Origin of the sequence: Mesorhizobium robiniae (assembly GCF_040545535.1) — a bacterium.
Taxonomy (GTDB): Bacteria; Pseudomonadota; Alphaproteobacteria; order Rhizobiales; family Rhizobiaceae; genus Mesorhizobium; species Mesorhizobium robiniae.
In genome coordinates, this window is the sequence record NZ_JBEPMC010000013.1 from 73,850 (window position 1) to 85,955 (window position 12,106).

Consider the following 12,106-nt stretch of genomic DNA (forward strand, 5'->3'; position numbering starts at 1 on the left):
GATCGGCGCTGGGGGAAATTTACTTTTACCGAATTGTTCGGTAGGGGATCAACACGCAGCGACTACTCTAGAGCGGGGGGTGAAAGAGTGATGCAGCGTCTGTCTGCCGCAAGGCTCGGGGACCTTCTGGCGGGCGACCTGCGGGCTTTTGGCGGGCCCTCGACGATCGAACCACTTGCCGGCCGCATTAGAGCGGAGCAGGTCAGTATCGTGCTTCGCAACACCCTTCTTGGCATGGTTGCCAATATACTCAATGCAGCCACTCTTGTTATGGCGGTTTGGGGCTCGCCCGACCAGACGAAAGCCATCGTCTGGTCGAGTGGGATCATCGTCGCCGCTGGTTTCGTGGGCTTGAGAGCGAGATCATCGTTTCGGTCAGTCAAACCAAGGTCGGTGTCTCGTCGGACTACGCAAAACCTGGTGCGGAACGCCTTCCTGTTCGGTACTTGGTGGGGCGCACTTCCCATTCTGTTCTTCGGTGGGGCAACAACTGCCGCCCAAGTCGTCATCACCTGCCTGAGCGCGGGGATGATCGCAGGCGGTGCCGCTTCCTTTTGCACGATTCCTATTGCGGCCATCGCGTATACGCTACCGATCTTCGTCGGTTCGGCGGTTGCCATTGTGCGGGTGGGAGACGCCGTCAATCTGCCCGTCGCAATCCTGATAGTGAGCTACGCCATCACGCTGTTTCGTGCAGTGCTTGCTCACGCGTCCGAATTTACCCAACGCTTCATTCTACAAGCGGAAAGCGAAAATGCCATTCGCAGGGATGTTCTAACCAGTTTGCCAAACCGGTTCAGCTTCAACGAGCGGCTTGAGACCGCGTTGGTGGACGCAAAGCAGTTCGACCAGCACTTTGCGTTACTTTTATTCGACCTTAACAATTTCGACGAGGTGAATGATCACTTTGGTCGAGCAATGGCGGATGCCCTTTTGGTCGAAGTGGCTGCGAGACTTCGCAAATCGACGCGCGAGTGCGATGGCATTGCCAGGTTGGAGGGCGGCGAATTTGCAATAATCGCTGCACGCGATATCAGGCCAGATCAAATCAGGTCCTTGGCCAAACAGATCATAGATGTCATGCGCGCGCCGTTCTTGATCGAAGGGCGCGAAATATATTGCAGGGCCTCTATCGGCATCGCTCTGGCGCCCACTGACGGTTTGGATGCCAACCAGCTCCTGCGGTGCGTCGATACCGCGCTATACAGGGCCAAGACGCGGGGGGCGAGCTCCATCCAGTTTTTCAGCGCAAATGACGATGAGGCTGCTGCAAGGCGCCATGCCCTTGAACGCGATCTGGCATCCGCGCTCGCCAACGACCAGCTCTGGCTCGCATTTCAACCCTTTCTCAACCTCGGGAGCGATCGCATCTGTGGTTTTGAAGCGCTTCTGCGGTGGCAGCATCCGACCCTTGGCGCGATCCCTCCAGCGGAGTTCATTCCTATCGCTGAAGAAACCGGATTGATTCACGGCATCGGACATTGGGCCGCCAAGACGGCTTGCTTGGCCGCGGCACAATGGCCGCGCGACTTGCGGGTCTCCGTCAATTTGTCGGCAGTGCAGCTTAAGGACAAGGCCTTGCTGGATGGAATTGCAATGGCCTTGGCTGAAGCCGGTTTGGAGCCCCGAAGACTGGAGGTCGAGATTACGGAGTCGGTGCTGATTTCGGATTTTGAAGGCGCCATTTCATTGTTACAATCGTGGAGTTTTCTATCCATCACAGTTGCCCTTGACGATTTTGGCACTGGCCTTTCATCACTCACGTATCTTCGTAAATTGCCTCTTTCGCGGCTCAAGATCGACCGATCTTTTGTCCAGGATATGCTCACCGATGCGGACTGCGCCGCGATTGTGAGATCACTGATTGAATTGGCGCACGAGCTTCGAATTAAGGTAACGGCCGAAGGCGTCGAAACTCCCGAACAGCTCGACTATCTTCGCCGCGTCGGATGTGACGAAGCTCAAGGCTATTTAATCGGGAAACCTATCCGGATTGACGACATTCATGGCACTGCTGCGGAGTCGTTTGGTCAGCAGCTAAATACATGAATGGCACGACCCGCACTTTACCGGTGATGGTCTGGTTTTATCTCGTATGCCAACGGTGACGAGGCGAGGCGGACGCCATCCGGCAACATTTTTCTTGAGGCAATGGGTCTGCTTTCATCTTGATGGCAGACGATGCCACTCCGCGAACTCATCGGAATTTCCGACAGTTTTCTTGGCCATGGCAGGCGTCGGTTCCCGGGCAGCATCGTCGGATCTGTCCTTCAGGAAGTCCCAAGGCACAGAACTGTTTTCGATCTCCTCGATAACAGATTCAGTGGCGAATGATGCAGCAAGGTCGACAGCTTTGCGGCGCCGTGCGATCCGAATTGCCGACGAAAGAGCTTGGGCGGTTGTCCTGTAGCGGACCGGGCTCTTGCCGGAAATTGGGCGGATGGGGAGCAGGACGTTGAGAACCTGTCTGATCGGATTCATGGAAGCTCTCTTCTGACTGTCGGCGGCAACCATATAACCAGGCAGCAACGAATGACAACTGCACGACGTGATTCCATCCTTCGTGCGCGACCACAGGTGAGGCCACGTGACGACACTGACAAAACATCTCGGCACCGTGATCGTGACGACGGACGGCACCGGCCTGTCGGCTCCAGGGCGTATCAGGACTTTTCCGACGACGCTGATGGCGACGGTGGACCCCGGCGGCATAGAGCGCAACGAGGACGGGTGTCGCGCACGCCCTGGGATGTGTTCAGTACCACTGGAGTGAAAGCTGACCATCCGATCACGATGATCTTCAAGCCTTCGTCAATGCCGACGATGAGAATGACGATCGGCATCCAGCAGAGGGTTGGGACCTGGCTGAGGGCTAGGAACAGCGGGTCAAGGTGACGAAGCAGAACAAGGCTCAGGCCGAGGCGCAGATCCTCGATCTGGCTGAGCAGACCGGCACCGAGCTGATTGTGCTCGCCGCTACATGCAGGTCCTCTCCGACGAGATGTGCAACAAGATGTCCGGCCGCATCATCAACATCCACCATTCTTTCCTGCCAAGTTTCAAGGGCGCCAATCCCTACAAGCAGGCCCATGAGCGCGGCGTCAAGCTGATCGGGGCAACAGCACACTACGTCACCGCCGATCTCGACGAATGCCCGATTATCGAGCAGGACACGGTGCGCGTCACCCATGCGCAGTCAGCCGAGGACTACGTCTCGATGGGCCGCGACGTCGAAAGCCAAGTGCTGGCACGCGCCATACATGCGCATATACACCACCGCACTTTCATCAACGGCAGACGAACCGTCGTCTCCCCGGCAAGCCCGGGAAGCTACGCTTCTGAGCGCATGGGCTAAGCGATGACAAATACCATCGACGGCAAGCAGGTGGCGGCAACTGTTATTGAGGTGCTGAAGCAGGCGAGAGTATGAAAACAAGGCTTGCGATGTCGGTCCAGCCTACCAATGTCGGTCCGGAGCATTCCCCGGTGAGGCAATACGAATCTCATTCTGATCGATCGCCGCGCCGCAACCGACGTTTTGGAAGCTGGCGCACAACACCAAGTCCCCGATCGCCGAAGCCGCCGTGCGCCAGATCGCCACGCTCTACGCCCGTCGATGCGACGGTCCGCGGCATGACGCCATAAGCTCGGCTCACCGCCTGACAGCAGGTAATGCCCCCCGATCATCGCCGCCTTTCCGTGGTTTGAAGCAATTGTCGATGATCTCCTCGGGCTCAAAGCTGGCCGAAGACATCGGCTATGGTCTTGCCCATTGGGAGGGCTAACTCGCTTCCTCGGCGACGGCCGGCTCGAGCTCGACAACAACCCAGTCGAAAACGCCACATTTAACGATGCGCGCCGGATTCAGTTCGGCTGGAACGCCGTGGCTGCGCATGCCGGCTCGGCAAAACCAGGAGCGATCTTGACGCGCTGCTATAAAAACCACGGTTTGCCGACGATGTCCTGCCGCACACCGGTCGCAACCTGTTTGCGGCCAACTGTCGTTCGGCACATCCCACCTACACAGCTTCTCCGCGCCAGCGTTTCACAGCCGAAAAGCCCGCTACTCTTGAGGGCAAGAGTGGCGGGCTTTTATTGCAGAGCTACACGAACTGGATACGCGCTCCCAATCACATTAGCTGCAGATAATTAAGGCTGCATAAAAATGCAAAATTTGGGCATCTAAATCGATCCGATCGCAATATGACGCGCGCCCGAACGTTCCGGACCTAAATTGCCGCTGCGGTCAAACCATAGAGCGCGTCAGTTATCAGAAAATCTCTGCTTGACGTAACGTAAGGTCCCGTGTTGTTCGCGGTGCAGGGAGTGACTTCCAGTCTCGGTCCAGGGCGACGAAAATGAGGGGCAGCGATGGTGGCTGGCGAACCTAATGACGTGCGCGTCAAACGCGCCGGTGGGGGATGGGTCGTTCATATTGTTGAGGACGGCAAACTGACAGTTCTTCGGTTCAAGACACAGTCTCCGGCCGAAAATTCCGCCGATGACCAACGAGCCAGGCTCGGCCTTGCTAGCAAGCCACCAATCGACGAACGCTGATGTCTGCACCGGATTTGGGGGAGACGTTGGATGGCTAGCTGGCGCCGGCGGAAAAAACACATCGCCGAAAGGCCATTTACAGTGCTGCTTGCGGCTGATGACACGGCGGCCGAGATCATGAAATGCCAGGTAGTCAAGGACCTGGTCCACGGCGCTCGAAAAAGCAGCTTGAATTTGCAAGCCGCCACCGCAACCGACTTCAGACAGAGGTTGAGCCGCGTGGCTGTTGGCTCAACCGTGGAGATGCGGATATTGCCCGATCTCACGAAAGCCCGCTGTTGCGAAAGGTGGGGCGGGCCTCTCTCGAAGCTGGAGTGTAATTGATCCGTGAGACTTATGTCCTCTCTTAAGAGCTGGGCGAGTTGCAACGGGGAGAGGCTCGCATATATCTAGTGGGCAAGTCACGCCCCCCGAGACTGTTCGAACGAATGGACGAAATGCTGATGGCAATGGGGCGCTAGATTGCGAGACTTGAAGGACTATCGGGAGAGCGAACGCTGGGGCCGCCGATGTTTTGAACGGAGCCCTAATCGCAGCCGGGATTCATACCGGATTCCGGACAAGGGCCTACGTCGATGACTATGGCTATGATGACCGGAACGTCAGCTTCAACATCTCGGAACCGCTTCTCGAGGGTCTGGACTGCGAAGGTTCGCCCGAATGGGCCTTACGCTCAAGATCGCCGTCGCCAACGTCGGGGGTAGGCACCAAGCCAATCATCGGCGTTTGCAAAGTTGTCGAAGTTGACAAAGTTGCTCTCCTGCACCATCTTCGATGTAGGAGATCGATATGGCACACAACACGCAACCCAAACCCCCGTTGGCGAAGAGGTCACGTAGGAAGACGCCTGGAAGGACCGTCGCAATGATGACCGTAGAAGGCGATCCTGTAGCATTCTTGCAGGGTTTTGAACTTCCCGCCGGAACGGAGATCGCAATCGTGTCGAAAAATAGTGAGTTGGTTCGAAAAATCCAACGCGCTAGCTCAACGCGATTTGGCACTGTTCGCGAGGTCGTCGCTCGTCATGTCCGCAAAGTCAGAACTCCAGTTGTCAACAGCGATGCATTCAAGCCGGATGCGCGATCTCAGGCCCTTCTGGACGGGGTTCGCATCGCTCAGGAAGATTTGCATCAGGCGGGTGGCGCCTATGATCTGGAGCAGGTCAGGACGTTAATGCAAGGCGTATCGCGCCAGGCGATAGACAAACGGGTGCAGGAAGGCAGTCTGCTTGCCGTCCCCGGTCCCAGCAATCGAAGAAGTTACCCCACGCTCCAGTTCACCCGGGATGGCGCTGTTGTCGCGGGCCTGAAGACAGTGCGTGACGCTTTGCCGACGAGCAATCCCTGGACGGTGCTGAACTTCCTCGCCCAACCAGATGACAGGCTGAGCGGACGTAGACCCATCGACGTCCTTAAGGCAGGCGACATCGACATGGTCGTCAACGCCGCGCGGAGAATGGGCACACAGGGAGCGTGAGCGGGCCGCTACCGCCCCCAGATTTGGTTAGGCGAACTCCTGAGTTGGTGGTGTTGCCGGCGGGGACGAATGTCTATCGCTTCTACACCGCCAGATACGAGCCGATATATTTCGACAGGTCTCGCGATGGTAGATTAAACGCGCCGGATGCGACATACGGAGTTTTGTATGTCGCCAAGAGATCGGAAGGAGCATTTGCCGAAACCTTCCTAAGAAGCCCGGGACGTTCGCTAATTGATACCGACCTCCTTGCAAGGAAGGCCTACGTTCGGCTGCAACTGAGGTCGGATCTGTCATTGATCAAGCTTGCTGGTCCGGGACTCGCCGTGCTCGGCGCTACCGCAGAGATCGTCCATTCGGGTTTGCCATACGACACATCTCAGATTTGGTCGCAGGCGCTATCACGACACCCGGTCAATGGCGACGGTATTGCCTATAATGCGCGGCATGACGACGAAGAGCTTTGCTACGCGTTATTCGATCGATGCGCCGATGCACTGGTCGAGGCAGAAAGGGTCTCAGAGCTAGACCAGGATTGGTTTTGGCGTTTGGCCAGCCGATACAACGTCGGACTCGCTCCGCACTAGTGGAACCAACGCCGAGCGTGCCGCTTAGCTCAAACACATCCCCATCACACATTCCCATGCCTTAAATGGTTACATGCCGTTGATGACCATGTCTCGGATGTTTTTGCACTCTTGAATGGTTCTCTCAGGGTCTGTTCTGACACGAAGTTCAAGCCGCCTGCCGTCGCGCTCGGAAATGACGGGGGCCGTTTGGTCCTTCCTTCCATGTGATCTTGGGGTCCACGATAAACCGGCAAGGAAACACCTATATGGCGACTTGAACGGTAAAGTGGTTCAACGCGACCAAGGGTTTTAGCTTCATCCAGCCCGACGGTGGTGGACAGGAGTTTTTGTCCATATTTCTGCTGTCGAGCGCGCGGGCTTGTTGACACTCGTTGACGGCCAGAAGGTCCACTATGAGATAGAAAAGGATCGGCGGACCGGCAAATCGTCGGCCGGCAACCTGAGCAAGGCTGGCTAAACCAGCCATGTGATTTCGGCAAGCGCATCAAGCACACAAACTTCAGTGCACCAAGATGATCAAGTCTGGTGGCCTATCGGCATGTCGTTGAAGTGTCACATTTGCTGACCTATATGCGCGCTGCGTCGGATGTTTCCTCCCATTCGTCCGACGCGTTCCCCTCTGGAGGTTTTAACCTTCATACTTGGCCGGACCTTTGGTCCGGTCTTTTTCTTGCGCGCGAGAAACGGGTAAACTGAGCCAACGTCCGGCCGCTGGTTGCGCGATCTCGATGCCCAGAATCGTGCAATATCGCTTTGCCACTTCACCGGGTGAAATGAGAACCTTGGTGAGAGCTGTCAAGTCGATGGCTTATCTTCGCCAGCCCGGCAGGCGGAAGACTGATGCCGTCTTCTCGACCTGTCATTCTTGCCGGTCATTCGAAGGGCAATGGCAAGTCGCCGCCTCAATCTCAAGACAAGTTGCCTGTCCAATTTCAGCAGGCCGCTACCTGAATTCGGATGGGCACCGGTCTTGTTGCGCAAGAAAGCACAGCGAATTCTGACGCGTCCGGAGGGTGAAGCGGCGCTTGGTCCCAGGCTCGGGCTTTCCTGAAGCCCTAGCCTTCCTTTCTGGGTGCCAGCCTTGAGGCGGCCGCTGCCGCAATGGCGACGCTGCTAGTGGTGCGCGGGTGCCGGGAGAGGAAGAGGGCGGGCGGGGTGCGGTGGCGGGTAAAGGTCCGGGAGAGAGTCTCCCGGCGTCCGCCAAGGAGCAACGCCCATGACTCAGATGAAAATTCTTGCGCCCAAGCGCAACGAGCGTGCCGGTTACAAGGTCGACGTCAGCCGCGGCCAGCGTATTGGCCGCGTGTCGTCGGAATGGTTCAACCGGCCGGCGGACGAGCGATACCTGTCGCTCAACGACCTTGGAAATGCGGTGAAGAGCCGGTCGGAGCGCAGTAAAACCCGCATCGTCGAAAGTGAGCTGATCCGCGTCGAGGCCAGCCGCGACGATCCGGAGCGCCTGAGGCTAATGCTGCCCGATGCGCCTGCCCCTGTTGCCCCCACGCATTGGAGTTTTGGCCAACTCGCCAGCCTGGTCGGCGCACCGGCCACCTATCTGCGGCAGCTTCCAGCCCCGCTCGCGGCGATCAACCTTCAGCACGGTCTCCTCAACCACCGCGCCGAGCAGGTGAAGACGTTGGAAATCGAGAACGGGCGCCTCGAGTTGCGGGCGGTGACAGGCCCGGATTACGGCAGAATATTTGACTCAGAACTCGTCGACGCCGTGCAGAAAATCGCCGGCAACGGTACCGGCGACACCCGTTGGAAGGTGCCAGGAGTGCTCGACTGGTCGACGGGAATCTACAATCCGCACGTCGACATCTCCCGCCACATCACGACGCTCTACGCGTCAGATCGCGATGTCTTCGTGTTCCTCGTCGACGATCTGAACCCGATCGAGGCCGGGCGGCTGCCGAATGGGGAACCGGATCTGTACTTCCGTGGCTTTTATTGCTGGAATTCCGAAGTCGGAGCCCGCACCCTCGGCATCGCCAGCTTCTATCTACGCGCAGTGTGCCAGAATCGTAATTTATGGGGCGTCGAAGATTTCGAGGAAATCACCATCCGCCATTCAAAATACGCGGCCTCCCGTTTCGCCCTTGAAGCCGAGCCGGCGCTGATCCAGTTTGCCGATTCCTCGCCCATGCCGTTCGTCAACGGCATCAAGACGGCGCGGCAACGGATCGTTGCCAGAGACGACGAAGATCGCCAGGGCTTCCTGCGCAAGTGCGGCTTCTCCAAGTCCGAGACCACGAAGATCATCGATACTGTTCTCATGGAGGAAGGCAGACCACCGGAATCGATCTTTGATTTCGTGCAGGGCATCACGCGGGTCGCGCGCGACAAGCCGCATCAGGATGTCCGCCTGGACATGGAGGGCAAAGCCAAGAAGCTTCTCGATTTCGCCGCCTGATCCTGAGGAGGCCGGCACGAAAACTCTCGTCGCCGGCCTCGCCTCCGGGCCGTCTTCATCAATCCAAGCGCGGTCCTCCGAAGCAAGTGGACGGCGCTTTTTTCGTGGGAGAACCTTGTGACCAACATGCTGGAGGCCCCTCCGGCGGCTTGGTCGCGTCGAGATCCGCGAGCCGGGGCCGGGTCGGCGTGAGGCCTGGAGGCAGAGGGGGGAGGGGAGGGTTTTGACGGGCTTGGAGGTTCGGGGAAAGGCCCCGGCCGCCCGTCATGGAGAACCTGACCATGGCAAAGAACGCCATTCAGAAGATCGCGATGAACGCCGCGGAGAACATTCCCTATGACAAGCTGAAGCTGTCTCAGAAAAATGTCCGGCGCATCAAGGACGGCGTGTCGATCGAGCAGCTGGCCGAAGACATCGGACGGCGAAAGCTGATCCAGAGCCTGAACGTCCGTCCCGTGCTCGACGGCGAGGGAGAGGAGACCGGCACGTTCGAAGTGCCCGCCGGCGGCCGCCGTTACCTGGCGCTCGGCATCCTCATCAAGCAGAAGCGCCTGGCCAAGGATGAGCCGATCCCCTGCATTGTCAACCGCGGGCAGGAGACCTCGGCCGAGGAGGATTCGCTTGCCGAAAACCTGCGGCGCGCCGACCTGCACCCGCTCGACCAGTTTCGGGCCTTCAAGACGCTCAGCGATCAGGGCCTCGATCCCGACGAGATCGGTGCCCGCTTCTTCGTATCGCCGGCGACCGTGAGACAGCGCCTGCGGCTCGCATCGGTATCGCCAAAGCTGCTTGGGCTCTACGAGAAGGACGAAATCCGTCTCGAGCAAATCATGGCGTTTTCGATCTCGGACGATCACGCGCGCCAGGAACAGGTCTGGGAGCGGATTGCCAGCTCGCATACGCAGGAACCGTACTATATCAGGCGCCTGCTGACGGAGACGACGGTGCGAGCCGACGATCGTCGGGCCGTCTATGTCGGCGCCGATGCCTATGAAGCGGCTGGAGGCGTCATCCTTCGCGACCTGTTCGAGCAGGATTCCGGCGGCTGGTTCCAGGATGCGGCACTCCTCGAGCAGCTTGTCTTCGACAGGCTGAAGGGGGATGCCGAGGCGATCCGCGCCGAAGGATGGAAATGGGTGGAAGCGGCGATCAGCTTTCCCTATGGCCACGCCTCCGGCATGAGGCGCATCTACGCCGAGGCGCGGGAGCTCAGCGCCGAGGAGATCGAACGCTACGACGCGCTGAAGGCCGACTACGACAAGCTGGATGCGGACTATGCCAAGGCCGAGGATGCCGACGAAGCAATCGAGGCGAAGCTCGACCAGCTGGGTGCCGAGCTCGATGCGATCGATGATCGTCCTCAAAGCTACGATCCCGCCCAGAAGGCGATTGCCGGTGCGTTCGTTACGCTTGCGGCGAACGGCAAACTCCAGGTCGACGCCGGTTTCGTGCGGTCCGAGGACGAGCCGCGGACCGAGACCGGCGACGTCGCTGAGGGCGAGGAAGGGAGCGCCGACGGCGGAACCCAATCCAATGGCGACGACGGTGGCGATGGTGTTGTCGTCAACGGCCAGCCGATGAACGACGCCTCTGGCGACGACGGCGAGGACGATGGCATCAAGCCACTGCCTGATCGGCTCGTCTTCGACCTGACCGCTCAGCGCACGCTAGCGCTACGCAACGCGCTCGCCGGCGACGTCGATATCGCCATCATCGCCGCACTCCATGCCTTCGTCCTGCAGGTCTTCTATCGCTTCGCGCCGAACACGTGCCTGGAGATCAGCCTGAAGAGCGGCAGCTTCAGCCAGGTCGACGGTCTTGCCGAGACATGCTGGGCCAAGGAAATCGCCGAGCGGCACGAAGCCTGGGACCGCGATTTGCCCGATGAGGCGGAAGGCCTGTGGGACTTCCTTCTCGGCCTCGATGAAGCAAGCCGCAAGGCGCTGTTCGCGCACTGCGTCTCGCTGACCCTCAATGCGGTGGTCGAACCCTGGAACAGGCGAGCTAAGGCGCTCGAGCATGCAGACGTGCTTGGCCGCTCGCTCCAGTTCGACATGGTCGACGCCGGCTGGACGCCCACGGTCGAGTTCCTCGGGAGGCTCACCAAGGCGCGGATTCTACAGGCTGTCCGTGAAGCGCGTGGCGCAGACTCCGCGCAGCTGATCGACCACATGAAGAAGGACATCATGGCCCGTGAAGCCGCCCGTCTTCTCGAAGGCTCGAACTGGCTGCCAGAGCCGCTGCGCGCTGAGGTCGATGAAGTGTCTGCCGATGCTGGCGACGCGGCCGCCAGCGAGATGTCGGACGAAGCGGCTCTCGACGGCGATGCCGCCGAGCTTCCGGCCTTCCTCGCCGACGATGCGGATCCGTCCTCCGATGCGCCGGTGACCATCGACGGCGACGAAACGGACCACCTCCAGGCCGCCGAATAGTCGGCCTCCCGGTCCCACCGGTCCGGCACCTTCGCCGGACCCTTTTCAGTTCCAACTCACTCTCAAGCCCGGGATCGCCATAGCGCGCCCGGGCGTTTTTGTTTCATGGAGATCGACATGTTCGACTGGAAAAGATCCTGCTCCTACGACGAGCAGCAGAAGAGACGTTTCCACACCACAGCCCGTTCACGGCTGAAGAAACTCGCCGCCGAACTTGCGCTGCCGCAGGGAAGCTTTGACCTGCGCTCAAACAGGGCGGGCATCGCCGTTTGCGGTGAAATTACCCTGCATCATGATCGTGCCTATATCCAGGTCGGCCAGTTCGGCCTGTCCTCTGGTCACGGCATCCTGATCAGGACCTGCAAGGGCCGTAAGGACTATACCGGCGGGGTCAACCACTTCGTCGCACTCGGCATGCTGGACGACATTCCGGCGCTAGCCGCCGCCGTCCGTGCCATCACCGGGGTTGCTCGAGACGCTTCGTGTTCCTCCGAGCGACGCGCCGCCTAAAGTCCTGCAAACCCCATCATCGCCAGTGCACGTGTCGGCCGCAGGCTCGGCCCGTCGCCAGCCACAACACGGCAAGGAGTTGCCATGGCGCGGCGATGCCGCGCGTGGCCGACCTGACTTCAGGAGAA

At 59.3% G+C, this 12,106-nt stretch carries 9 protein-coding genes and 2 pseudogenes; 10 read left to right on the plus strand and 1 reads right to left on the minus strand.

Features of this window, described 5'->3' with window-relative positions:
* The first annotated feature begins 90 nt into the window (after positions 1 to 90).
* The gene (locus ABID19_RS28550; protein ID WP_263805010.1) at positions 91 to 2,049 is read left to right on the plus strand and encodes a putative bifunctional diguanylate cyclase/phosphodiesterase; all 1,959 of its coding nucleotides are present in this window, start codon (positions 91 to 93) and stop codon (positions 2,047 to 2,049) included.
* A gap of 114 nt (positions 2,050 to 2,163) precedes the next feature.
* Here ABID19_RS28550 and ABID19_RS28555 read toward each other — a convergent pair whose 3' ends face one another.
* Positions 2,164 to 2,481 (minus strand): hypothetical protein, encoded by a 318-nt coding sequence (locus ABID19_RS28555; protein ID WP_006199600.1) that lies wholly within the window; start codon positions 2,479 to 2,481, stop codon positions 2,164 to 2,166.
* A gap of 106 nt (positions 2,482 to 2,587) precedes the next feature.
* Between ABID19_RS28555 and ABID19_RS28560 the strand changes: the two genes are divergently transcribed.
* The 9 genes and pseudogenes from ABID19_RS28560 to ABID19_RS28600 all read left to right on the plus strand — a co-directional run bounded on the left by ABID19_RS28560 (position 2,588) and on the right by ABID19_RS28600 (position 11,978).
* A complete protein-coding gene (locus ABID19_RS28560) occupies positions 2,588 to 2,773 on the plus strand; it encodes a hypothetical protein (protein WP_263805009.1) in 186 nt (61 codons plus the stop codon).
* A 112-nt stretch (positions 2,774 to 2,885) separates the two neighbouring features.
* Positions 2,886 to 3,355: pseudogene (locus ABID19_RS28565) on the plus strand (formyltetrahydrofolate deformylase); the annotation flags it as partial.
* A gap of 1,232 nt (positions 3,356 to 4,587) precedes the next feature.
* On the plus strand, positions 4,588 to 4,881 hold the full coding sequence (locus tag ABID19_RS28570) for a hypothetical protein (protein WP_263805008.1): 294 nt from the start codon (positions 4,588 to 4,590) through the stop codon (positions 4,879 to 4,881).
* A gap of 540 nt (positions 4,882 to 5,421) precedes the next feature.
* A complete protein-coding gene (locus tag ABID19_RS28575; protein ID WP_006199596.1) occupies positions 5,422 to 6,033 on the plus strand; it encodes a hypothetical protein in 612 nt (203 codons plus the stop codon).
* 50 nt (positions 6,034 to 6,083) lie between these two features.
* Complete coding sequence (locus ABID19_RS28580) at positions 6,084 to 6,620, plus strand: RES family NAD+ phosphorylase (protein ID WP_244425823.1); 537 nt, start codon at positions 6,084 to 6,086, stop codon at positions 6,618 to 6,620.
* A gap of 299 nt (positions 6,621 to 6,919) precedes the next feature.
* Positions 6,920 to 7,080: pseudogene (locus ABID19_RS28585) on the plus strand (cold-shock protein).
* Positions 7,081 to 7,839: 759 nt separating this feature from the next.
* Positions 7,840 to 9,036, plus strand: a complete 1,197-nt coding sequence (locus ABID19_RS28590; protein WP_263805006.1) for a DUF932 domain-containing protein — start codon at positions 7,840 to 7,842, stop codon at positions 9,034 to 9,036.
* A 281-nt stretch (positions 9,037 to 9,317) separates the two neighbouring features.
* The gene (locus ABID19_RS28595) at positions 9,318 to 11,468 is read left to right on the plus strand and encodes a ParB/RepB/Spo0J family partition protein (RefSeq protein ID WP_263805005.1); all 2,151 of its coding nucleotides are present in this window, start codon (positions 9,318 to 9,320) and stop codon (positions 11,466 to 11,468) included.
* Between the two features lie 117 nt (positions 11,469 to 11,585).
* Entirely contained in the window at positions 11,586 to 11,978 is a 393-nt protein-coding gene (locus ABID19_RS28600; RefSeq protein WP_050900681.1) for a hypothetical protein, read from the plus strand.
* Positions 11,979 to 12,106 lie beyond the last annotated feature (128 nt).